The organism is Nitrospira sp. Ecomares 2.1, assembly GCF_965152585.1.
The window spans coordinates 2,896,414-2,921,285 of record NZ_OZ224219.1 but is presented as its reverse complement, the minus strand read 5'-3'; the positions used below and the strand labels follow the sequence as shown (position 1 = coordinate 2,921,285).

At 50.9% G+C, this 24,872-nt stretch carries 18 protein-coding genes; 12 read left to right on the top strand and 6 right to left on the bottom strand.

Going from position 1 to position 24,872, the window contains the following annotated elements:
• Window positions 1-83: 83 nt before the first annotated feature.
• Both ACWHYD_RS12830 and ACWHYD_RS12825 read right to left on the bottom strand, forming a co-directional pair.
• Complete coding sequence (locus ACWHYD_RS12830) at window positions 84-1,250, bottom strand: 4-phosphoerythronate dehydrogenase (protein ID WP_447962428.1); 1,167 nt, start codon at window positions 1,248-1,250, stop codon at window positions 84-86.
• Window positions 1,251-1,600: 350 nt separating this feature from the next.
• Window positions 1,601-2,569, bottom strand: a complete 969-nt coding sequence (locus tag ACWHYD_RS12825) for a carboxypeptidase-like regulatory domain-containing protein (protein WP_447962427.1) — start codon at window positions 2,567-2,569, stop codon at window positions 1,601-1,603.
• A 667-nt stretch (window positions 2,570-3,236) separates the two neighbouring features.
• Between ACWHYD_RS12825 and ACWHYD_RS12820 the strand changes: the two genes are divergently transcribed.
• The 9 genes from ACWHYD_RS12820 to ACWHYD_RS12780 all read left to right on the top strand — a co-directional run bounded on the left by ACWHYD_RS12820 (window position 3,237) and on the right by ACWHYD_RS12780 (window position 15,733).
• Window positions 3,237-4,238, top strand: a complete 1,002-nt coding sequence (locus ACWHYD_RS12820) for a sugar phosphate nucleotidyltransferase (RefSeq protein ID WP_447962426.1) — start codon at window positions 3,237-3,239, stop codon at window positions 4,236-4,238.
• 516 nt (window positions 4,239-4,754) lie between these two features.
• Window positions 4,755-5,222: a PH domain-containing protein gene (locus ACWHYD_RS12815; protein WP_447962425.1), complete on the top strand. Its 468-nt coding sequence runs from the start codon at window positions 4,755-4,757 to the stop codon at window positions 5,220-5,222.
• A gap of 44 nt (window positions 5,223-5,266) precedes the next feature.
• On the top strand, window positions 5,267-5,854 hold the full coding sequence (locus ACWHYD_RS12810; RefSeq protein ID WP_447962424.1) for a hypothetical protein: 588 nt from the start codon (window positions 5,267-5,269) through the stop codon (window positions 5,852-5,854).
• A gap of 3 nt (window positions 5,855-5,857) precedes the next feature.
• The gene (locus ACWHYD_RS12805) at window positions 5,858-6,445 is read left to right on the top strand and encodes a hypothetical protein (protein ID WP_447962423.1); all 588 of its coding nucleotides are present in this window, start codon (window positions 5,858-5,860) and stop codon (window positions 6,443-6,445) included.
• Between the two features lie 216 nt (window positions 6,446-6,661).
• On the top strand, window positions 6,662-7,084 hold the full coding sequence (locus ACWHYD_RS12800; protein WP_447962422.1) for a response regulator: 423 nt from the start codon (window positions 6,662-6,664) through the stop codon (window positions 7,082-7,084).
• Between the two features lie 30 nt (window positions 7,085-7,114).
• The gene (locus tag ACWHYD_RS12795; protein ID WP_447962421.1) at window positions 7,115-8,539 is read left to right on the top strand and encodes a sigma-54 interaction domain-containing protein; all 1,425 of its coding nucleotides are present in this window, start codon (window positions 7,115-7,117) and stop codon (window positions 8,537-8,539) included.
• Between the two features lie 459 nt (window positions 8,540-8,998).
• Window positions 8,999-13,882 (top strand): multicopper oxidase domain-containing protein, encoded by a 4,884-nt coding sequence (locus ACWHYD_RS12790; RefSeq protein ID WP_447962420.1) that lies wholly within the window; start codon window positions 8,999-9,001, stop codon window positions 13,880-13,882.
• A gap of 138 nt (window positions 13,883-14,020) precedes the next feature.
• A complete protein-coding gene (locus ACWHYD_RS12785; RefSeq protein ID WP_447962419.1) occupies window positions 14,021-14,941 on the top strand; it encodes a carboxypeptidase-like regulatory domain-containing protein in 921 nt (306 codons plus the stop codon).
• A gap of 159 nt (window positions 14,942-15,100) precedes the next feature.
• Window positions 15,101-15,733 (top strand): Tll0287-like domain-containing protein, encoded by a 633-nt coding sequence (locus ACWHYD_RS12780; RefSeq protein ID WP_447962418.1) that lies wholly within the window; start codon window positions 15,101-15,103, stop codon window positions 15,731-15,733.
• Between the two features lie 110 nt (window positions 15,734-15,843).
• Here ACWHYD_RS12780 and ACWHYD_RS12775 read toward each other — a convergent pair whose 3' ends face one another.
• From ACWHYD_RS12775 to ACWHYD_RS12765, 3 genes are all read right to left on the bottom strand, one after another.
• Complete coding sequence (locus tag ACWHYD_RS12775; RefSeq protein WP_447962417.1) at window positions 15,844-16,644, bottom strand: ABC transporter permease; 801 nt, start codon at window positions 16,642-16,644, stop codon at window positions 15,844-15,846.
• A 2-nt stretch (window positions 16,645-16,646) separates the two neighbouring features.
• Window positions 16,647-17,573, bottom strand: coding sequence for an ABC transporter permease (locus ACWHYD_RS12770; RefSeq protein ID WP_447962416.1), 927 nt, complete (start codon window positions 17,571-17,573; stop codon window positions 16,647-16,649).
• Between the two features lie 64 nt (window positions 17,574-17,637).
• A complete protein-coding gene (locus ACWHYD_RS12765) occupies window positions 17,638-19,188 on the bottom strand; it encodes an ABC transporter substrate-binding protein (RefSeq protein WP_447962415.1) in 1,551 nt (516 codons plus the stop codon).
• A gap of 260 nt (window positions 19,189-19,448) precedes the next feature.
• On the opposite strand from ACWHYD_RS12765, the gene ACWHYD_RS12760 reads away from it, so the two are divergent.
• From ACWHYD_RS12760 to ACWHYD_RS12750, 3 genes are all read left to right on the top strand, one after another.
• Entirely contained in the window at window positions 19,449-20,819 is a 1,371-nt protein-coding gene (locus ACWHYD_RS12760) for an ATP-binding protein (protein ID WP_447962414.1), read from the top strand.
• 153 nt (window positions 20,820-20,972) lie between these two features.
• A complete protein-coding gene (purU, locus tag ACWHYD_RS12755; RefSeq protein WP_447962413.1) occupies window positions 20,973-21,830 on the top strand; it encodes a formyltetrahydrofolate deformylase in 858 nt (285 codons plus the stop codon).
• Between the two features lie 566 nt (window positions 21,831-22,396).
• The gene (locus ACWHYD_RS12750; protein ID WP_447962412.1) at window positions 22,397-22,870 is read left to right on the top strand and encodes an RpiB/LacA/LacB family sugar-phosphate isomerase; all 474 of its coding nucleotides are present in this window, start codon (window positions 22,397-22,399) and stop codon (window positions 22,868-22,870) included.
• Window positions 22,871-23,164: 294 nt separating this feature from the next.
• Here ACWHYD_RS12750 and ACWHYD_RS12745 read toward each other — a convergent pair whose 3' ends face one another.
• On the bottom strand, window positions 23,165-24,664 hold the full coding sequence (locus tag ACWHYD_RS12745) for a hypothetical protein (RefSeq protein ID WP_447962411.1): 1,500 nt from the start codon (window positions 24,662-24,664) through the stop codon (window positions 23,165-23,167).
• Window positions 24,665-24,872: the final 208 nt, after the last annotated feature.

Below are 24,872 nucleotides of genomic sequence, written 5' to 3'. Positions count from 1 at the left end.
TTAGAATAGAAGCTTGGATTGCCTCGCCGGACGCGAAGCCCAGGACGAATAGGTTCAAAGCAATTGACCTGCCTTTATCTAATTTATCCTTCTTCGCTGAATTCCAAGAAGCCTACTCCTGCAAGGAGCTGTTGCAGCCTCTCCTGATTTTTCGGGAGCGTGACGTTGGTCCGGTGGAACTCCCGGCGGACGGGATAATTTTTGCGAAGTTCATCAAAGCATTGAGGCCGTTTTTCCTGAGGAATGGCCAGCAGTTCTTGCATGCGATGATAATCGGCCTCCAGGTCATAGATCGTGGCGACCATTTCCTGAATCAACTCTTCATCGGATTGCTCGTGGTAGTCGATGGTTAAAGATGGGACGGTTGGTGTGGGCAGCACCTGGACAGGATTCCATGCGGGGGATATCCCCAGATGTTTGCACAAGGCTTCATAGATCATAAAGGTGCCATTGGCTTTGCCATCGAGGGAGTGGCCGGCAATATGGGGTGTGCCGATCGTAACGGCTTGAAAGAGGTCCCAGTTAATATCGGGTTCGTCTTCCCAGACGTCGATGATGGTCGGCCCGACACGATTTTCTGTGATGGCGTTCAGCAGCGCCTGTGTCTCCACGACTTCTCCACGGGCGGCGTTGATGAAGATCGCTGTTGGATTGAGCCATTGGAGTGTCTGTTCATTGAGCATGTGATAGGTCGGGTAGGGGCCGTCGGTGGTTAATGGCGTATGGAGCGTGACCACGTCACAACTGAGGGCTTCGGCTAACGAGCGGTGCTCGACCTGGCCCGAATCTGCCAGGGGAGGATCATGGAGAACCGGGACCATCCCAAGCGCTTCTGCTTTGGTCTTCACCAGTTTGCCGATGTTCCCGACGCCGATAATGCCAATGGTTTTGCCATTGAGTGAAAAACTCTGTTGCTTTCCCAGGAACAATAAGGACGCCAGAACATATTCGGCCACCGAATTGGCATTCGATCCGGCTGCCGAGGTAAAGCCGATATTTCGGGCTTTGAGGTAGGCTATATCAATGTGGTCCACTCCTGCGGAGGCTGACCCGACAAATTCGACAGGAGTGCCTTTCAATAAGGTCTCATCAACTTTCGTAATGGATCGAATGAGTATCACGTTCGTGTCTTTTAAATCGTTGGAGGTGATGGACCGTCCTGGCAAAAGGGTGAGGTTCCCCAGGCCGGCACATGCTTCTTTGATATACGGAATATTTTCTCCTGCCACAATATTGATCAATTTTTTCATGTCTGATGCATTCCTCGCAGTGTTTTTCAAAAGATGCAGCCTATCGCAACTTACCGGCTGCCGCTAGCCTTGCTTTTTTGTTCAGCGGACCTACCCAATGGAAGAACAGGCAAGTAGCCCGGGGAGAGGGGAAAGGGGGCGAGTTTTTTTCTGTCGAGGCGAGTTGAAAAGAATGGGACCGGACTTATTCAGTCAGGTCTCACTCACCATACTATTTAAACCAATTAGACCTATTGAAAGCAAACCATAGAGATTACGGCCGACTGATTTTTATTTAGTTTCTCATTAAAGAACATTCATCAAAAGCCTTTTCCTAAAATGACTAGCCAGGTTCTTAGATGTATGAAGCATCAGTGGCCTGAATGTTTGTTAGCGGTTTTTCCATGTTGGTCGCTGAGGATGTCCTGGGTTTCATGCGTCGCCTGGACATCATAAACCGCTCCTTCTTTTTCCAGGACCTCGGTACCAAACCGATAATTAGAAAACATCGTATTGTGGGCCATGCGCCGGTCGATCGGATTCTGGAATTCCATTCTGGTCTTCAATGTCTCGTTGGCTAAAATCACCACTTCCATTTTGATGAATCCTCCCATGCCCGGATGCCAGGCCAACAGCGAATAGACTCCTTCCGGGACATCAGGGAGGGTAAATTTTCCTTCAGCATCGGTAATGGCGTAATACGGATTGTCTACCGCAACTCCCCAGCTTTGCATGTAGGTGTGAAATCCGCATTCCAAGTATAAGATTCTGCGGCCCTGGGAGAATTCAACCGTGTCGACCATCGCCTCTCCAGGGTTGTGTTGATGATCCTTGATTCTGTTCTTAGGATGGAATGGGTTGAGCCGGAGCGGGCGATGAAGCATGACTTTTGAGCCGAATGGCGCCGTTTCATAAATTTGCACATCATGAATAATGGGATCCATATTGACGATGTGCAATGGTTGTTCGTTTTGCACAACGGAGACCCAGGGTGTAAACAGACAATCCTCCACCGCGATTTTGGCTGGATCTGTTTGGGGAAAGGGTTTACCTTGCGTAATACCCTCCAAAAAGACCACAGTATTTTGAAGCCCGCCATCCGGCGCCACATGAAATTCATCCACGAGACGCCATCCCGTTCCTGTGGAAATCCGCCCGCAAAAATCGGTGTCCGGGTTGGTAATCAGACTGTAGGCCAATGCCGGGGGTTCTTTTCCCGCCAAGGTCACCTTCCCGGTAATCGTGCCCCCATTGGAGACCGCGATTGACTCATAACTGTACGCCGGAGTGATCAGGATGATGTTAAGACCTACCGTGAGGACATACGAGATGAATTTCATGGAACGATCCTTTGGTCAGTACAGGTGAATGAACTAAGGTAATTAATATATTCATTTTAAGAATGCCTAAGAACTTTTCCCGACTTCTGAAAAATAAGCATGGTAATGAGCCTATGCTGGTTTCATGCCATAGGTTGGTGCACCCAAGGAATCCCCGAATCTGTTTGGTTACCAATGCGGAAAAAAAGCAAAGGAATGGTGCTGGATAGATGGCGATGCTCCCAGGTTGCCCCGGCCGATGATGGGGGGGGGGCGTTTATGACGGGCTGAGCGAGTTATCTGGAAGGTTGGATGTTCACGATGTTTGTATTACACCAATGTGCGTAAAACTATGCCATGTCTCCATCACGTTTGAGCAACAGTTTCCTGGAAATTCTTGTTTACAGACCATGAAGGTCGAAACCTTCAGCCTGTTTGATTCCGCACATTTTTGGCTGTGTTGAGTTTGGTGAAAAGATAGAAAATTCAACGAATTAAGGATTCTTCTGACTCTGGCCTTTCAATTGCTTACCTTTTCATTAATTATTCGAAATGTAATATTAACTTTTGGCTCCTCCGCTATTATCTGCAATTTAATTAGATTGCTGTGTCTGGAAAAACGAGTGTGGGTTTTGCTCTATCGGGCATGTTCCATTAGCTACGTTTTACAATTTCGAGGAGATCCATCATGACTGTTCAAACCCTACCGTCCTCCGTGTGGTCCATCGTGTTGGCAGGTGGTGAAGGCGAACGTATCAAACCCTCGATCCAGCAGTGGCTCGGGTATCCGGTTCCAAAACAATACTGCACCTTTGTCGGTACTCGTTCTATGTTGCAACATACGTGGGACCGGGCCGACCAAATCGGTGTGCCCCGGAAGAAAGTAACGGTGGTCGGGCGAACTCATCAGCAGAGTTTGGAACATCATTGTACAAGACAAGACGAGGGCACATTGATCTTTCAGCCCCGAAATTGTGATACGGCCCCCGGCGTGTTTCTTCCTCTTACCTACGTGAAAGCCTGGGATCCTCAAGCAGTCGTGGTTCTTTTGCCCGCCGATCATTTTATCTGTCCCGAAGATCGCTTTGTGGCTGCGGTGCGTCGGGCCGTGCGCGGGGTAGAATTTTTATCTGACCGAATGATTCTCATGGGCGTTCGGCCGTCTCATCTGGAGCTTGATTATGGGTGGATGTCCGTCGGAGGAGTACTCGGTTGGAGTGGCGGAACTTCCATCCGTCGGATTCAATCGTTTGTAGAGAAACCGGAGGCTGGTGATGGGAAGCGATTGATGTCGGAGGGAGCCTTGTGGAACACCCTGGTGCTGGTGACCAAAGTCGAGACCCTGTGGAAATCCGGATGGTTGTGCTCTCCTGAAATGATGGAGCGGTTTGAACGGTTGCGAAGGCAGATCGGGACTCCGGCCGAAGGGTCGACTCTCCATGCTATTTATCAGGATATGCCTACACAAAATTTTTCACGTCATATGTTGCAACCTCTTGCCAGCGAATTAGGAGTTATGGAGCTTGATGATGTGACGTGGAGTGACTGGGGCCGTCCGGAACGGATTGTGGAGACCTTGCGATCAATGGGGAAAAAGCCTGCTTTTCCGATGGAGGCTTTTGTGGGATCAGGTGCGCCATCCATGCCTCAAATGACAAGCGAGATGGGGTATCCCTATCTGAGCTGCTGAAGCAATTATCCTTGGCTATCAGGAAGTGTTTTTTGCTCTAAGCCGTGGTACTCGGCGAGCAAGCATTCAAGGCAGTGCGTCCGCCCAGGACCTTCCAGAGCTCTGTTCCAAACTGATCTCACATACCATCATAGGCCCCTTTCCTCCCTGGTTGTGTCTCCCTTCTGCGGAAATCCTTCTCACTGTTTGTCTCATTTAGACCTATTGGTCTGGTCGTGGTTGGCTATGGTCCTTTCTGCTATCCACTTCTTATTGGGGCAAAAATCAACAGATTGGCCCTCCGGCAGTGATGCGTTTGTCGTCAATAGCCTGGTCTCGGGCAGGATCAATTTCCTTCTTCTCCTTTAAACTGCTTCGCGACCCTAAAAGGCGATTGGCACGGAGGTCGCAAGAGAGACCTCATGTGTGGAATCATGATTCAGCACGTTGTCGTGTTTGTGGGACTAATGTGTGTGTTGAGACCTTTTTTTGAAGATGAAACAATATTCCAGGTGGTAAACACAAAGGACGACAAACATGAGTAAGCCAGGAGATGCCGAACGGATTATCTGGGAAGGCTATCCCTCGTGGGGGCAATTTACGTGGCTGTATTTTTTTAGCCTATGGACGGGATTACGAGGTTTCTTCCTTCTACGTGTAGGGCTTCCCGGTTGGGAAATGTGGTTTGTCGGAGCAGGTCTGTTGTTGGGGGTGGTGGTGGTTCTGCGATATTGGGCCAAATATCTGCTCACTTCCAAGCGAGTTGTGCTCAGGAATGGATATTCGGGAAAGGACATGGCCAACGTGGAATTCAGGAGGTTCAAATCGGTTGAAGTCATGCAAGGGCCGGTAGCCAGGGTTTTTGGAATCGGCACACTTGTGGTTCATTGTGAGGGTTCAGGAAGGAGCGTGCGATTTCGTGGCATCAAGGATCCTGAGGTGATTGAAACAAAATTACGGGCGCTCCTCCCACCTTCTTCTCCTGTGTTGATTCAGCCATCCTGAACGATGCATGAACCTGCTGCGAGGAGGTAAGAGAAATATCCTTTATGATCCGGTCTCTTTCCCGTCGTACAGCTTTGGTGCTTGGTTTGGCTGTTCTGACCGTGGCCGCTGCCCTTTTTCTGGAATTCCTCTTGAGTGTCAGAGCAGACAGGCCCTTCGGTCACACCCAAGTGGCTCACCTGGTTGGTTGGACCGGATTGGTATTCATCGGGCTGACCTTTGTGTATCCCCTTAAGCGGTGGATGTATCCAAATCAGGTCTGGTCTCACGGATGGTTTCAGGTACACATTGTGTTTGGCATTATTGGCCCGCTGATTATTTTTGTCCATGCCGGTGTCCATTTTCACGCTCTGGTGCCGATCATCGCTCTTGTTGCCATGGTCCTGGTGGTGATGAGTGGGATCACGGGACAGGCTTTGCATTATCTGGCGTTTCAAACATTGTATGAACGACGGCATGAGCTGGCTTTTGAAGGGATGAATGAGGGTGAGATCGAGGCGCATCTGCATGGTCTCGCGTTACAAGAAGAGACGCTCCGATGGTGGAAATATCTTCACGGCCCCTTAACGTGGGCATTTGTCTCTTTCACGCTGCTGCACATTGGAGGAGCGCTCTTTTTCGGCGGCTTCTGAATCATGGGATGTCCCCGACCATGGGTTGTGCCCCTTATCTGGGTTCTGACAGGTCTGGTTATCGGGGCTCTGGCCTGGGCTTCTCCTCTCTACACTGAAGCCTTGTGGGCACCTGGAAATCTCAGCCGGTATCACACTGACATTGCGAGATGTCTGTCCTGTCATGAACCATTTAGAGGACCCACACCGCAAAAGTGTCTGGTCTGTCATACCTGGGAAGCATTTCAATCTCGATCCGAACCGGATGTTCGCCAATTGCATCGAGATGCCATTCAAACCCGCCAAGCTTGTCTGGTCTGCCATACGGAGCATCGGGGTGTGTTAACGGCCATAACGATCGGTAGGGTGGAAAATCCTCATGGAGAATTAATTTTTCGGGCCACAGGCGCGACATCCTGCTCGGATTGCCACGTGATACAAGCCAGGGCCGGGAAACCCGACGGTACTCTTCAACGCAATGCGTATGTTGAACGGTTGATTCAGAAAGGAGAGGGCGCTCATCAACTCGGGCATTTTGCTCAATGTCTGAAATGCCATCGTGGGGGACAGTTGGACATTGAGGAAGAGGACGAAGACGAAGACGATGATTAGGCTGAAGTTGCCATCAATTTTCCATACTCCACTTTATTGGGTGACAAATCCGGATTTCGCTTAGGTTACATAAAAAGATCCTCAATCAGGTGGAGAAAAAATCCACAGCATCACCTCGTATATGTCAGGGGCCCGGAACTTGCTAAATAATATGGGTATTATGAGCATTTTCGGTTATTCGAGGGGAGTGCCAGGTTGCATCGGGAGAGTGTGAAAATGTCCTCAGCCAACTCTTCGGTAAAACCAACCGGGCAACCATGCACCATTCTGGTCGTGGATGATGATGAAGCGATGCGGAAGCTGCTTGTGGATACCCTTCAAGAAAAAGGGTGTCAGGTGATCGAGTCGGAGAATGGGACAGAGGCCTTGAATGTGTTGAAATCCGTCGTGCCGAATGTGATTGTGACTGACTTGAAAATGCCAGGAGGGGGATTTCCCTATTTGCGGCTGCTCCAGGAAGTGGCTCCCCGGTGTCCGATTGTTGTGATGACCGCGTATGGAGATAGTCAGTCCAAAGCGAAAGCTTTGGAATGTGGTGTCCATGGATATTTCGAAAAACCTCTTCGAATCTTTGATTTGAAGGCGTGGATTTGTCAAATGTGTTTGGTGCATCCCTGCGGGAACCTTCCTTTTTCATGAGGCAGTGAACGAGAACAGAAAGGGTAAACGATGGCCGGATCGTTTCTGAATCAGGATTCTAATTCTGACGTGTCCTTGAGTGCGCGGATTGAAGGATTAACGTTTCTGGCGCATCATTTGGATGAGCCGGTCGTGATTTTCAATCCTCGGAAGGAATTAGTGTATGCCAATCCCGCGGCCAATAAAATTGCGAAAGACTGCCCATTAATTCCTTCACCATCCATTCCTTCTTCCGATTCACTCGTTTCCAACCCTCAAACTCCCTGTGACCCCTGTCACGCAATGGAACTGTTTCAGGCTGATATGCAAGTTCAGGATACATTCTCCTGTCCGTCCCCTTCTCCCGTTGCCACGCCTGGATGTCCGTTTCCACGCGCGGTGCCATTGAAAAGCGGGACCGGCATGACCCATTTTGCCATATTGATGGGGGCTCGTGGGAGTGAGACCGTTATGGTGGCTCCACCGGACCAGGTATCATCGGATCTGTCACTACAGCAGCATGGGGATTCCTTCCCGGAGACTTTTCCCCGGACGATCATAGGAGACAGTGAGCCGATTCAACGATTGGTGGAAATGGTTCGATTGATTGCGGCGAGTGAGGCCACGGTGCTCATCCAAGGAGAAAGTGGAACCGGTAAGGAATTGGTGGCGAAAACCATTCATGCCTTGAGTCGTCGATGCCTCCGGCCCTTTGTTGTGGTGGAATGTAGCGCATTGCCCGAAACCTTGCTTGAAAGCGAATTATTCGGCCATGTGCGTGGATCCTTTACCGGAGCGGTTGCCGATCGAAAAGGCTTGTTTGAAGAAGCCGAAGGCGGCACGATTTTTTTGGATGAAATTTCCGATACCACTCCTGCATTCCAAGCCCGTTTACTTCGCGTTTTGCAGGAAGGCGAAATCAAACCCGTGGGGAGTAATGTATCCATTAAGGTGAATGTGAGGGTCATCTCCGCCGGCAATAAGCCTCTGGAAGGTCTTGTGGCAACCAAGTTGTTTCGTGCCGATTTATACTATCGACTCGCCGTCCTCCCGCTAACCGTGCCGCCGTTAAGGGAGCGGAGAGAAGATGTCCACCTGTTGGTGAAGCATTTTCTGGTGCAATCCGCCAAAAAGCATGGGCGCGATCCGATGGATGTCAGTCCGGATGCCCAAACGGCACTGGCACAGCATCCGTGGCCTGGGAATGTCCGGGAGTTAGAAAACTTGATTGAACGGGCGGTGGTCATCAGCCGGCATTCCACAATTGAAGTAGAAGACTTGTTTGCCGATCATCCGTTGCAACCAGGCAAAAACGATTTGAGTTCGATCGGGAAAACTGCTCGTCAGGAAGCCGAACGGTCAAGAATCCTCCAAGCCCTTCGGGATGCGAAGGGAGATAAGACCCGCGCAGCCCGCACCTTGAGTATTAGTCGCTCCAGCCTCTACAACAAAATACGGGACTATCACATTTCGTAATCTGCCACGGTTTTTCTTGTCCCCAAAATCCCCATTTTAGTTTTTTTCTTGTCCATTTTTTTGGACGCACAACTGGTTGATTTTTTGTTGAAATTTTTCGCGCATTGAAAAGAATGTCAAATGTGTTGGACATTCTGCCCTGTTGGGCGATTTTCCATTTCTTCCTGCCTATCTCCTGAAGTCCCCTCCAGTAACGACTTCTAGGGTTTGTAGCATGGATGAGTGTTCGTTGGCATCGATGTTGCGGGGTCAATGAATTGCCGGCGCTGGTTTGGGTGTGATGGACCGGCCTCCGAAATGCCCGACCTCTCAAAGAGGAATTCTGGCGTCGGCACTTAATTGGCACTCAAAGGATAGGAGGTCGGGCTGTTCTTCGAGATACCGGAAATGTTGAAACGAGTTGGTTGAGAGTAAAAAAAACTGAAGTTTTATTCACCCCATAAGTAAGGAGGCCGGAGAATGTATCACGGCAAGAGTAGATTTCTCACTGCGTCGGTATTTTTGGCGCTGATGGGAGGGGGGACCTTCTGGGCTTCCCCCTCCTTTGTCAGTGCGGAAAATGCCTCTCCTCCACATGCCCACCAGACAGGGATGCCCTCGCAGTCTCCTGGTTGGGCAGAACAACTCAAGGGCCAGACCATTGTGGAAGATGCGATGGAAGGTCGAGCGGAACGAGCGGCTCTGGTTGAGCAGCAGCATCAACGCATGATGCAGCAAATGCAGAAGGACATGGAGCATAAGGGTGCCGATACGGGTGGGTTCGATTCCATGTCGATGATTCACCAATATGGAGGAGGCCCTGAAAACGGCTTGCTGGCGAGTACGGTCGGTGCCGAGCCGGTGTCCATGAATGGGGGGCTCTGTCCCAAGACCGCACCTGTCCGGAATTACGATGTGGCAGCGATCAACGTGGAAATCAGTTTGAATCAATGGCTGGATTATTATCCGGGGTACATGTATGCCTTGACCGAAAATATTGACAAGATTCGTGAGGAAGAAGCCAAAAATGCGGCGGCACGGGAAACGGAAGGGCATGCGGACCCGGGAGCCGTCAAAAACGGGATTCAGGATCAGTGGATTCAACCGTTGGTGATTCGGGGAAATCAAGGCGATTGCGTCAAAATCACTCTCCGGAACCAGTTGGAATTTGGCGAAGAAGTCAGTTTGCACATCAATGGTTCGGATATGGTTATGAGCCAAACCGGTCAACCGGCGCTCACCACGAATCCTGATACGGTGGCGGAGGAAGGCCAAGCCATTGAAATGGAATGGTACATCCATCCCGATACGCAAGAAGGCGGAAAGCAATTCCATACCTTCAGCAATGATCGAGAGCTAACAGTCATGGGGCTGTTTGGTGTCTTTGTCGTAGAACCCCGTGGATCGAAATATTATGAACCCTTAGGCACGGGACCAGCCACCGAAGCCACGAGTGGATGGCAGGTGATGATCGATAATGGGGACGGTCCGGACTTTCGGGAATTTGTCCTGATTTATCATGAGGTCGGTGATGAAGCTTTCCGTCCCGTTAATAAGCATGGAGATTTCCTGCCACAACGGGATCCCCTTACCGATGCCTACCGTCCGGGTGCGCGGGCGCTCAACTATCGCAGTGAGCCGTTCGGCATCAATAACATGCACGTGCAACATGAGTATTTCGGGTTTGAAGATGAATCGATGGCGTATGATGCCTATACCTTCGGCGATGCGGCTCCGACCATTCCACGAAGTTATTTGGGAGATCCTGCTAAATTCCGTGTGGTGCATGGCGGATCGGAAGTCTTTCATTCGCATCATCCCCATGGTGGGTCGATTCGATGGCAACGCAGCCCACGGGCAACCCAAATGCCTGTCTGGAATACCGGGCAAAACGGGCCGGTGAAATATCCCATCGTCCGTACGAAGTCCGACCGGGTTGATGTGGAAGCCATTGGGCCATCGGAAGCGTTGGATCTGGAAACCGAATGCGGTTCGGGTCTGTGTCAATGGTTGGCGGGAGATTTTCTCTTCCATTGCCATGTGGCGCATCACTATGTGGCCGGGATGTGGGGCTACTGGCGCGTCTATAACAGCATGCAAGAGCCTGGGTATCAAAATGACGTGATGGCGCCGTTACGGGAATTGCCGGATCGGATCGGCCGAATCCACAAGTCGGTAACATCGGATCAACTTGTGGGCAAGACCGTCAGTTGGTTTGGTAAGCAATTTAAAATTGTGGATAAAGGCAAGAGTGATTGGAAAGCCGAGCCGGCGGTCGTGAATCTCAAGGACTGGGTTGAAATGCAGCTCACCAATCAAGGCAAGCCCGGACACAAAGATGATGAGCTCGGGCAGTTGAAAGCCTATGATGCCAGTGTCCTGGATTGGGTGTGGCAAGGCAATAAGGCCATGAGTGAAAAAGAGCCGACGCTTGGTGGTAACCCGAAATATCGGCCGGAGTGGCTGGGGTATAAACCGGGCGAACGACGCGCTATTGCGTTTGAGCCCAAGACCGGAAAAGTGGCTTGGCCATGGCTGACGCCCCATTTCGGCAAGCGCGCGCCGTTTTCCAACGATCATAATCCGGCCCCCTGGTTGGAAATGATCCGATTGAATCCGGATGGCACACGGTCGGTCGAGCCGGCTAAAGCCGGGGAAAACGGCCCGTGGAGTCTGTGCCCGGATCGTGCCGGATCGCAAGACTATAAGGTGCATTTCATTAAGTTGCCGATTGAATTATCGGCGGCGGAAGGAAAAGAGCCGGCGATTGTGGACCCCAACGGGTTGCTGTATGTCGTTCACGACGAAGAAGAAGAGGTTCGAGCCAACAACGACAAAAAATTTCCGTTGGTGGTGCGAGCCAATGTGTATGATTGCATCGATTGGACGCTGACCAGTGAGTGGTTGGATGACGATATCACCAACTTCCAATCGTCTAAGATCAATACGCATTTCCATTTCTTCCAGTTTGACAATCAAGGTTCAGATGGCGTGAGTTCGGGCTTTTCGTACGAGCAGTCCATGCGCCCGTTTACTGAATTTGAAAAAAAGACAGATAAAGGGTTGCCGATTCCAATGAATGCCAAGGTCACCCAGGCCGCCAAAAAAGGCGACAAAACCTTGGTTGTTTCGAATGCCAAGCAATATCATGTGGGCATTCCGATCTTGATTGGTGCGGATAATGTCAAAGGCCAGGAAGTGCAGCGGATCGTCAAAATTGATGGCAGTACGTTGACGTTTGCTCAGCCATTAAGGAATCCGCATCCGGTCAATGACATTGTGACCGTGGAATATGTCCGGCAGCGGTTCTGGGTGGATGCGGATGTCGGCAGTGTGTTCTGGCATGACCATGCCTTTGGCGGCACGACGTGGCCACACGGGGCAGTCGGAACCATGATTGCCGAACCATTTGGTTCCACCTGGCACGATCCGAAGACCGGGAAACGGATTCGGACGGGGCCTGTGGCCGATATTCATGCGGTGGAACGTGTGGGGCATGATGTGGCCGGAAGCTTCCGTGAATTGATGGTGCACATCATGGATACGGTGCCGCACACGGTGAACATCGTGACGGCGGGCAATCCTCCAGGGCAACCGGTGGATGTAGCTTTGGAAGCCGGTCGGACGGTCTCGTTCATCATGCCGCCGAATGATAAAATCAAGATGACGCCCATGCCGTTCTTGAATGGCGGTACCCATACTACTGGCGGGGCATTCAATTTCCGGGCAGAGCCGTTCGCACAACGGTTGGTCAATAACCCGGAACCGTCGCAAATTTTCAGCAGTGTGGTACATGGCGATCCCAGCACGGCCATGGTTCGGGCCTACTTGGGCGATGCAATTGTATTCCGCCTGTTGGATGTCACGATGAATGAAAGTAATGTGTTCACGTTATCGGGGCATACCTTCTGGTCGGAACGATATGCGCAAGAAGCGAATCGCAAGCATTCGTTGCATATCGGGATTGCCGAACGGTACGACTTAGTCATTCCGGAAGCAGGTGGTCCGCGCCATCAAGCCGGCGATTATATGTTCTTTAACGGCCGGAGTTCGAAGTTTTCGGAAGGTTCTTGGGGGCTCATCCGGGTCTTGGATAAACCGGTGGATGATCTTCAGCCATTGCCGAATAAAGCGTATGGCAAAGAAGGCATGCCGGAGCGATTGCCGGTGTGTCCCAAAGAGGCTCCTGTGAAGAGCTTCAATGTTGTGGCCATAAATCATCCGGGGATGAGTTTTAATAGCAATGCACCGGAAAGCATTGAAGTCGATTTTGAACGCAAGATTGAATTGCGCAATCCTGACGCCAAGATCTATGTCCTCGAAGATGAGGTGAAAAAGGTCGGGGCCGATGCGCAGCCCATGCCGTTGACATTACGGGCCAACGTGGGTGACTGTCTTCAAGTCAAATTGACGAATAAACTCAAAGAAGGGCGAGCGTCGTTCTCGGCCTTCGGACTGGCATTTGATCCCAAAGATTCCCAAGGTCTGAATTTGGGGAACAACCCCGGCGACCAAACAGTGGCGCCTGGGGAATCCCGGATGTATACCTATTATGCGGATCCCTTCAATGGTGAGACGCAGACTCTGGTGTGGGATTGGGGGAATGTATCCATGAATCCCCGCAACGGCCTGTTCGGCGGAATCATTATCGGTCCCAAAGGATCAATGTACCGTGATCCCAAAACCGGGGAAGACATTTCCCTGAAAAATAGTTGGAATGCCGATGTGATCGTTGATCGGACCATCCAAGGGCTTGAAAGCCGGAAGAGCTATCGGGATGTTGCCTTATATTTTCAGGACGAGGATAACATCATCGGGACGAGCTTCATGCCCTATGTGCAAAATGTGGCGGGGCTGACCGGCGTCAACTATCGCGCCGAACCCTATTTGCAGCGGGAAGAAGCCGGTTGCTCGTTGGGCCGGATGTTCCAACCGTGCCAAGTGGACAACCCGCAGGATCCTGTGACGCCGGTGATTGAGGCCCATGCCGGTGACAAAGTGCGGATTCACGTCTTTGGCGCCAGCAGTGAGCAGAACGGAATGTTTACCGTGGAGAAGCACGAATGGCCGATTGAACCCTTCCTGCCCGGTGCGGATATGATTAGCACCGTGGAGTTCTCGGGTTCAGAAGGTCTAGATGTCTTCTTGCCCTCGGCTGGTGGCAAATGGTCCATGACCGGAGATTATGTGTGGAGCAATGGCCGGTTACCCTATTCACAATCGGGACAATGGGGCTATCTGCGGGTGTTGCCGAGCACGGATCAACGGATTCAGCCATTGGATGGTTCGGCTATGTCTTCCAAACAAGCGGCTCTCGAGGAGCTCAATGGCGAACCGCGAATTATTCCTACCGTTGCGAGGTAAGCTGGACTCTCATTCCGAGGGTTAGCGAAAGCGGGGAAGCCAGACTTCGGCTTCCCCGCTTTTTTTTGAGTAAATGGTTCGATAGAATGACAGAGAGGATGCCCATTATTTCATTTATTTTATTTTGAGGAGGGAAGCATGAAGGGCCGAATGATATGTAATGGAATCGTAGGTGTTGGGCTGATTGCTCTTATCGCGCAAACGGCTTGGTCCTATGATGAAATTACCGTGACTAATGGGGGAACCATTCAGGGGAAGGTGACCATTACGGGGGAAAAGCCCAGACCCATGGCTTTCAATCTGGTGACGATTCCCGATCCGGTGTTTTGTGGAACTATTTCCACGGGGACAGGTTGGAGAATCGTTGAAGATTTTATTATCGGGCCTGATAAAAGCCTCAAAGATGTGGTGGTTTATCTCAAAGAGATTGAAAAAGGGAAACCGTTTCATATGCCTCAGGTCAGGATCGAATCAGTCGACTGTGATTTTGTTCCCTTTGTGAATGTGGTCCGTGACCAGGACAAAATTGAGGTCGTGAATATGGATCCGGTTGAGCATGATATTCAGGGTTATGAAACGGCCAGAGAACGAGGGGCCAGAGTATTGTTCAATCGTCCCTTACCGATGAACCCGTATCATAAGGTGGCTGGAATATTTGGCAAGAAACATCTTCCCGGCGAACCGATGATCGAAAAAATTCATTTACGAAAGGGACGGAATGTGTTTGTGATGCAGTGCGGATTTCATCCCTATATGTTTTCCTGGGGATTGGTGCTTGAGAACCCGTATTATGCCATCACCCCGGAGGATGGAACATTTAAAATTACCGATGTTCCCCCTGGAGACTATGTGTTGACTGCCTGGCATCCCGGGATGAAGGAGTTTGTGGAGCAACAGGTCACAGTGACGGCTCAGAAGGCCACCGAGGCCAATTTTCAATATGAGGCTCCACAAGGTCGGCGTAGTGTGCATGAAATTGAGGAAAATCCCAGGTTTGGATTGGAGTTATTGGAAGAAGGGCTTGAAATCGTGCCTTCGGTTAGACGCCAGATTCCCTAGCGGCCTGTTTTGTGTGCCCTGAGTGGGCATTCGGCAAATGGGGAAATTGATGACAGATAGTCCACGAACAGGAGAAGTCTCCTGAGGGAGTCCGATCGAAGCAAGGCAACAGGATGTTGATTCATTTACTGAAGTGATGACGGACAAAAGGAGGCCATCATGCGAATACGGATGTTGTTCTTAGGAGTTCTGTTGGGGGCAATCGTGCTCTCCGGCAGTTGGGGAAAAATTCAAGCTGCCGAGGAGGCTGAATCGGAAGTGCGAATGGCCCCAGGCACTGAAGTGAATTTCTCTCCGGAAGTTGTGGCCGGGTATATCCATGCGGTGATTGCCGCAGACCGGGCACTCTATACGACTCATGTCGTGGATCGCATGCAGGAGAATCGAATCGTGATTGCCGCAGAAGCTTGGAAGCAACGGAAGGCGCTTCCGCTCCCGGCGCAGATGCTCTTGATGGGTGGCAAAGTGGCCGAAATGGGCGGATCCGGCCTGCGGTATCGTCTGGCCAGCCTGTGGCCTATTTATGAGGAGAACGGGCCGAGTACGGATTTCGAGGAGGCCGGATTAAAATCTGTGGCCGAGAATCCTGATGAGGTCTATAGTGGAATTATCAAGAGAGGAGATCAACGGTTTTTTAAAGCCATCTTTGCGGATCGGGCCGTTTCTAAGGCCTGTGTAGAGTGTCACAACGGACATTTGTTGAGTTCTAAACATGACTTTAAGTTGGGTGATGTCATGGGCGGCATCATCATTTCGTTTCCACTTCCCTCAGAAAAAAAAGAAACACACTAACGATCACAGACCGTTCCTCGCTTATTACATCCGAAATCAAGACGGTGGCTGTGGAAGTTGATCCCGCAGTCACCGTTTGTCTGCCTGATGTCCGACCTGTTTCATGATTGTCATCGTGAGGTCTGTTCTTTCACATCCAGCCGATCTCTCAGCCAATCCCCCAACATGTTTGCCGCGAGGACGACCGCCATGAGGGTCAAACCCGGGAAGATGACCAGGTGGGGGGCCACCAACATATAGCGGGTCCCGTCGCGGATCATGCTGCCCCATGATGCGGCAGGAGGTTGAACCCCCAGCCCCAAAAACGAAAGGCCTGCTTCGGCGATGATGGCCCCGGCGATACCGAAGCTGGCTTCAACAATGAGCGGGGCCATGATTAACGGCAGAAGGTGGTGGAAAATAATTCGCCAGGGCGGCGCGCCGATAGCTTGGGCGGCCAGCACGTGATCGGCGTGTTTGAGGGCAAGCACCTGTCCTCTCGCCAGTCGGGCATATCCCACCCATCCCACGATTCCCAAAGCCAGAATCACATTCCCGATTCCCGGTCCCAAGGCTCCGGCGAGGGCGATGGCCAGCAGTAACCCGGGGAAGGCGAGCATGATGTCCACCATTCGTACAAAGACCGCATCGACCCATCCGCTGAGATAGGCACTGGAGACGCCGAGAATGCCTCCAAGACTGACCCCCAGGGCGACCACGCACAGAGAGACAAAGAACGACGTTTGTGCGCCGCTGATCAGGCGGTCGGCAACCGGTCTGCCCAATTCATCATGTCCTAACCAGTGCTCCAGGCTTGGCGGGGCAAGGATATTGGTGAGATCAATCGCATCAGGGGTTAAGGAAAACAGGGGAAGGAAGATGGCCAGGAAGGCCCATGCAGCGATGATGGAAAGTGGGAGCCAAAGACGCATGGTTAATCTGTAGTGAATTGGATGCGAGGGTCCAGCCAGGCATACAGCAGATCAGTCAGCAGATTCACGACAATATAAGTCACGCTGATACAGAGTACCGCCGCTTGCACGACCGGATAGTCCCGTTGTTGAATGGCTTCAATCATCAGAAGGCCTAATCCCGGCCAGGCAAACACCGTTTCAGTGATCACCGCTCCACCAAGCAATCCCCCGAGCTGAAGGCCAAGGAGAGTCAGGATGGGTAAGAGGGCATTGGGGAGTGCATGGTGCAAGACCGCCCGGGTGGAGGAGAGGCCTTTGGCGCGGGCGGTTCGCATGAAGTTCTCCCCCAATACCTCAAGAACACTGCTCCGGATCATTCTGGCCAGGATGGCCGCCATGGCCGTGCCGAGTGTCAGGGCAGGCAGCACGACTGAGTTCCAGCCCTCCTGCCCACTCACGGGAAACCAACCCAGCCAGAGTGCGCCGACTAAAATGAGTAAAGGACCCATCCAGAAATTAGGAATTGACATGCCGAACAACGCAAACCCCATGGCACCATAATCCAGAGGAGTATGTTGGCGCACGGCCGCGACGAGGCCAAGGGGTAGCGCCAAGGCGATTGCCACAAGCAGGGAGACGAGACTTAAGTAGAGGGTGGCGGGAATGCGTTCGATGAGCAGATCTACAATTGCCCGACCTGAAAAAAGCGAGGTGCCCAAATCCAAATGCAGGAGTCCCTTGAAATAGATCCACCACTGTTGATGGAGAGGGAGATCCAAGCCTAAGGCATGGCGTAAGCTTTCCTTGTCTGTCGGTTGAGCCGATTCACCCAACATCACTTCTACGGGGTCGCCTGGAATAAGATGAATCAACAGAAAAACCAGGCAAATCACTCCCAGGATGGCGAGCATCGCGCTCAGGATTCTGGTCACCAGGAAATGAGTCATGACGAGATTGGAAAAGGCGCTAATTGGAAAAAAGAAGATTCCCCGACCTGGTTATGGCACCGTGTCATGGGTAAAGCCGTGCTAGGTATTTGGGGGGAACTGAGGGAGTTCCCAACCACCGGACCTGATTGAGTCCGTCAAAATTGCCATCAGCGTTCAATTGATATCCGGTGATGGTAGGGGACGATAAGGCATAATGGTCTTCAAACCAGAGAGGCACATAGGGGAGGGTGTCCAACAGACGGGCTTGAAGGCTGCGATAGATCGTCTGCTGTTCCTGCTTGTTCAGGGTCTGTTCGGCTTGGGTCATGAGACGATCGGCTAAGGCATCGGCATAGTGACCACGGTTAGCACCGACAGGAGGAGTGGCGTCACTGTGAAAGGCATATCGAAAAATATCCGGAGATTTCACGCCCACCCAGGCCAGACTGTACATTTGGAATCGTCCGGACTTGATGTCACCGTAAAATGTGCCCCAATCATGGCTTTGGATCGAGACATCAATTCCAACCTGGTCGAGTTGGTATTGAATGATCGTCGCCAAGCGTAACCGAAAAGGGTCGGTAGAGGTTTTATAGGTAATGGTGGGCCGATGGTCATGATCATATCCGGCTTCTTTCAATAGGAGTTTAGCCTCCTCCGGATCGTATGTGTATCCCGGTAAGGAGTCATGCCCAACCCAATGTTCCGGGGGAAAGAGCGCCTGCGCGACTCTGGCTCGTCCCCTCAGAACGAATTGAATAATGTGCACACGATCAATGGCATGGGCAATGGCCTTTCGCACTAACTCCTGGCCGACCACAGGATCTAATTGATTGAATCCCAGGTAGGCAAAGTTTGCCCCCTGACGCTGTTGCAAGGTGATGCCCTTGTGGGCAGACAAATAGGTGACGAGTTCAGGGGGGAGATCATTCTGAACCAAATGAATTTCATTGGCCAGAAGCTTGAGTGTTCGAACGGTCGGATCGGGAATTCTGACAAATTCAACTCGTTGTCCATCGGCTCGTCGCTCGATGATAAGCCGGGTGTCGTCGGGCCGATCGAGAAATTGAAAGGCCCCGCTTCCAATGGGATGGTCATGGAATGGATGCCCATTGGCAATTAGGTTTGCCGGGAGAATGCCGATAACTAAGTAGCCAGGAAATAATGCATCGGGCTGCTTTAAAAAGAAATCGACGGTATTCTCGGTTGGGGTGTCGATCCGGGTAATTATTTGCAAAATACCGCGATGAGGTGAGGCCATGACAGGATTCAAAATGGAGGCATAGGTGGCTTTGACATCGTAGGCGGAGAGTTGGGTGCCATTGTGAAAGAGCGGTTTCGGTTCCTGTAAGTCGAATCGATAATGGGTGGGAGAGAGTTTACGCCATGTGGCCAGAGCTGGAATCGGAATTGTGCCCTCGCCGAAGTCCACTAAACGCGAATACAGGAGCCGATTGAGTCGAGCCGAAGTCGCGTCAGTGGCGTAACGCGGGTCTAAATTCGTGGGAGCATTGGCTAATCCAAACCGAAGGGTGTAATCGGGAAGGGATTCGGAACAACCCACAAATGATAAGAGGCTGAAAACCAACAGCCACTTTCCCCAGCTCAATTGAAACTTAGAAAGCCCCCCCATGGAATAAGTCATAGGGGAACGCACAGCGAAACACACAGGGATGGGATCGCAAGAGTCGTGGAAAGAAGTCCTCATGAAAGCTCAGAAAACAGTGGTGTGCGCGAGATTGAGAAATAGCGTGGGGACGTATGCATGGCGATGTTGTCTTAATTTTACAGAGATTATCCCTTTTGTAAAAGGGCGAATATCGACGACCCGAAGAACTTCTGCCTCGCCATGTCCTCTTATTCCAGGTATGGACTAATCAAAGGAGATTACGAATGAGTTCGGCTGCCTTGATGACATCTAATGGAAGTGTGAAGACTCAACCTCTCAATGCTCGCTCTTTAACGGCTCCGACGACGATTGAGGAGACCGGTGTGCCGGAGGAATTGCTCATCCAGCTGCTGCTCAGGACCCTCTACACTCAGGGGGAACTCACAGAGCGATCAGCCGGGGAGATTATGAAATTGCCCTATGGGGTTATGAAGGAGTTGTTCACCCTCATTCAACGGGAGAAGCTCTGCGAGGTCAAGGGGCATGGCGAATCGCTTGGGGTGTTACTCCGGTATGTGTTGACGGAAGCGGGTCGTCAGCGAGCCACGGCGTTTATGGAGCTGTGCCGGTATGTTGGACCTGCTCCCGTTCCCCTCAATCAGTATATTGATATGATCAAAAGTCAGCCGGTCAATAGCTTGACCATTGACCGACGAACTGTGACAGCGGCCACGGAACATCTGGTCCTGACTCCTGGCACCGTTGATCAACTCGGGGAAGCGGTCAATTCCGGCTGGGCCATCTTTTTATATGGGCCTCCCGGAAACGGGAAAACGGTCCTGGCCGAAGCCATTGGGAAAATGTTGGAAGCGGTAGGCGGGGGCGAAGTGTATATCCCCTATGCCATGGAGGTGGATGGCCAAATCATTCAAGTGTTTGATCCCATCACCCACGTCAGAGTCGAGGCTCCACAGGAAGCGGCCAGATCCCTCATTGAAGCCAAAGTGGAAAAAGATACTCGCTGGGTGCTCTGTAAACGTCCGATCGAATTTGCCGGCGGCGAGTTGACGATGGCCACGCTTGATCTCTCATTTAATGCTTCCGCGAAGTATTACAAAGCGCCCCCTCATATTAAAGCCAATGGCGGAGTGTTTCTGATTGACGACTTCGGGCGACAATTGGTCCGTCCGCGAGATTTGTTAAACCGATGGATTGTGCCATTGGAAAAGCGGGTGGATTACCTGACATTGCATACGGGGAAGGTCTTTCAAATTCCGTTTGATACCATTGTCTTGTTTGCCACCAATCTTGAACCGGCCAAGCTGGCCGATGAAGCGTTCCTTCGCCGGATCAGAAATAAAATCTACATTGCCGACCCGACTCCCGAACGATTCACACAGATTTTTGAAGAAGTCTGTAGAAAAAAAGGGGTTCCCTATGATCCGGAGGCTGTCCAGTATTTACTGGATGGTGTGTATGTCAAGTATCAATTAAATATGCGAAGTTGCCATCCCCGAGATTTAATCGAGCAGATTGTCAGTATTGCGAAATTTAACGGAGTCCCCCCGACACTCTCCAAAACGTTTATCGATCGTGCCTGCCATACCTATTTCTTTGTGGAAGCCGCAGAATACGATCAAAACACGAGTCAGTAACGTTTACCCTACCGATGCCTTCCGCTATGATTGCCCAACGCTCCAGGGAGGGAGTGTTGGGTAATCGTTCTTTCTCTCCTCCACCATTCACAATTGCCGGGTGGGTTGGCTACCCGACCTCTATGTCTTGGATATTGCCCTGAAGGAAACCCTATGTCTAATGCCATTGCCATTTTATTGATTACCTGTAAAGACCAGAAAGGCCTCGTCGCGAGGGTGGCTGGGTTTATCCATGAGTTTGGCGGAAACATTCTGGATTCCGATCACCATACGGATCGGGAAACCGGAGATTTTCTCATGCGGACTGAGTTTGATCTGGCGGGATTTCAGATTCCTCAGGAAGAGATAACCCCCGCCTTCGCTCCACTTGCCAAAATTTTCAATATGAATTTTCAAATATATTTTACGGATCGAATGCCACGAATTGGTATTCTGGTCTCTCAATATGACCATTGTCTGGTTGATGTGTTGCAACGACATCGGCGAGGGGAGCTGGCGATCGATATTCCGGTAATTGTTTCCAATCATCAGAATTCGGAATGGTGGGCTGATCTCTTTCATATTCCCTTTCGGTACATTCCTGTTACCCCCCAAACAAAGGAACAGCAGGAACAGGAGGTTTTGGCAGCCTTTCGGGAGCAACGAGTGGATTTGGTTGTGATGGCCCGCTACATGCAAATAGTCAGTGAGAAATTTTTGCAGGAAATCGGGTGCCCGGTTATGAATATTCATCACTCCTTTCTGCCGGCATTTGTCGGGGCCAAGCCCTATCATCGAGCGTATGATCGTGGAGTCAAGATCATCGGAGCGACCGCGCATTATGCTACACCCGAATTGGATGAAGGCCCTATCATCGAGCAGGACGTGGTCCGTGTCGGTCATAGGGATACCGTGCAAGACCTCATTCGTAAAGGCCGTGATCTTGAAGTGCTGGTCCTGGCCCGAGCGATCCGACTGCATGTTGAGCATCGGGTGTTGGTCTATGGACGAAAAACGGTCGTGTTCGATTAGGGGGAGTGTTGAAAAGGGCTGCCAGCGGCGTTCTCGCCGCCTGGCCGTGCTCACATACTCCTCCGTACGCTCCGGCCCGTCCAGCCAGCTGCGGCCTTCCCTTCCAGAAGCCTTAGTATAGGACTGGACGCACCTTTTTGGACACTCCAGAATTTTTTCGTTTAACTGGCCTGCCCTCGCATGTGAATCAAAGGCAAATTATTTGAAGACTTCAAGGGTTCCTTAATAGGATGTTGAATGAATTCGCCCTGAGCTGATTCATAGTCTTCTCCCTCAGAAAGAATGTTCTCACCATTTGAAATACCCTTTTCCCTTCGCAGACCCGCAACTTGACATATTTTGTCGTCTTCAAGAGAATCGCGGACATGTGCCAGACTTGAAACCGAAGCTCCGCATCCACCTTGGAATGTAGTAGATTGCACACGAGATCTTTGTGGGGTATTAGGAGACGAATCAAGAGTGAGAGCTGGAGTCCCATGAACGGTGGAAGGGGACGGTGCTCAGGTGCTGCCGTTCCATCCGTAGCGTGAGGTGCTGATGGCAGAGATAGCAAGGAGAGATTGGTTATGAAAATTGGGGTTGGAGCAGATCCCTTTGGGTTGGAACTGAAAGACGCGGTGAAACAGCATGTGCAGACGCTTGGCCATGTGTGCGTGGATGTGGGCGGGACAACGGATGAAGCACGTCCCTATTATGAAGTCGCTCATGAACTCGCTGGGAAAGTGGGTTCAGGTGAGTGTGATCGCGGTATCCTCGTGTGCGGTACCGGGATGGGCATGGCGATCATTGCGAACAAGCATCCGAATATCTATGCCGCGGTGTGCGAAGATCCTTCCACTGCAACCAATGCCCGATCCATCAACAATGCCAATGTGCTCAGCATGGGTGGCATGGTTACGGCATCTTACAAAGCCAAGGAAATTGTTGATGCCTTTCTGACGACTGAATTCAAGAAGGGGTGGGATGAGGAGATCCAAGCTTTTCTTGACCGTTCAATGATCGATATCCAGCGGATTGAGTCCGAAGAATTCAAGGATTGAATGCTTTCAACAGACCAGGCCGCGTAAAAATGGTTTTGTCAAATAATCCCTTTGATGCGGATGCTTTCCTGACTGACGCACATCTGTAGGTGCCTCGCTCACACAAATAAGGTGGCGAGGTATCTCGTAGAGCGAGGGAGAGCGATGGGGTAATGGGCTGGCCGGCGCACAGGAGCTTCGAGTGAAACAGGCCGCGGCTCAACGTTTCAAAAAGCGGGTGGCATTGGTATGTGGGCCGCTCGGTTGAGATTGACGGACCGTATTTTTCCCGCAGGCTAATACCCCAAACCCAAGCTACTTCCGATATCGCGCCGTAAGCTGAGTTTCTAACTTCTCCAGGCTTACCTTAGGAAAGAAGCCATTGTCGAAACCAAATCTTTTGTGTTCTGGAACCCGGCTCGGGATAAATTCTTCCAACACGGCCGCAGCAATGAGTTGATTGAACTGTGTGCTCAGGTGAGACGCATTCCAAAACCCAATAGGGAGTGAAACATTGTTGCTAAAGCAGGAAGCCGCCTTCCCTAGTTGAATGATTCCAGCAGTTTCGTCGACACATTGTTCGCCGATTGAAAAAAAATAGCCAGCGTGCCTGCCAATGAAAAATGTATTGGCGGCATTTCGTATGGGTGTTTGAATATCAACAAAGGCAATACGCTTGCTCTCAAAATGTTCAATCTGTGCTTTCAGTGATTGATTATAAAGTGTCAATAACTGGTCAAACTCCGCGGCCACCTCATGCTTGGCTAGGATGCCCTCGATATCCCCCATTGAAAGTAATCGAGGAGTGAGACCTAAATTAAATTGCCCAAGAACCAAAATGTTCCTGGCTCCGAGGGAAATGAGCCGTTCAACCCCTCCGGCAATCTCCATGGGAATTCCGACGGTTAAGGCTTGAATGAATTGGTCGAATGTAATCGTTCTCTCGACAAAGAGAAAGAACGCGGCGGCGAGATCATTTGCACCCGTATACACAATGAATAGTGTGTGATCATTAATCTCAACTTGCCTTAAACGCTTATCCACTTCAAACATGTCTATTTGTGTACGGAAGGCCGGAATTATGACAGTCTCGCGCAAAAGACTGTTTGCCTCTGCATTCGTCTCACTTTGGTTGTTGCGATAGACATCTTGTCGGGTAAAGATGGACTCTTGGAGTGACTTACCCTCAAAGGTGCAAGGCAACGGGAAGAGATTCACATTGGCACATCCTTCACCTGAGAGCGCGGAATAAAACGCATAATTTACAGATTGTCGAATTGAAACTTCAGAAGGAAGAGTATCGTTGAATTGAATGATCCAGGGGCGTAAATAAGCACCGTGCTTCAATAATTGCTTCAAAACTGCGTTATAGACAAAATATTCCGTCCAATTGAGAGAATGGTGGGTTTTTTCCACGCATCCTTGGTTAGAACACAATGGTAATTGTGGGGGCAATGTTAAACGGAATAACCGAGAGTCTCTGCTGGTTGGTGGAAACCTTAATTTGGTCCCTGGGAGAATGGTATCTCTGCGGGGGTTCACGGGATTCGAGATAGGAACGTAGATATTGTTGAAGATACCGCTATCCGAGGTGAAATATTCGCCATCCGACGGTTCCCCATCAAATGTCAGACTTGCTGGGCCATTCCCAATATCGGTGAGACTATCCCCAAAAAACATGGCATTGGAAAAACTGCGTCGAGGAAAAACTTCCTTGTGTTCGGCATAGGTGGCAGTCACTGGGGAGACAATTGTCATAATTACCATGACGACGAGTGAAAGGCCTGTCTTCCAAAAATGGATGTGTGGGTTCATGTTCCCTCCTTCTAAGTTTAGGTAACAAGTCCTGCCTATCAAGGTTATTTTGGAATTCAGTTGGTCTTTGGCGATATGGCGTTGATGAGTATAGCAAAGTTGGAAACTGATCCAACTCATTCTCTTCTCCTCTTGCTAAGTCTGAACGCCGCATCGTGGTTCTTTTGGGTTGATGGGTTCAATCCTTGCACGAGTTATGGGAACCACA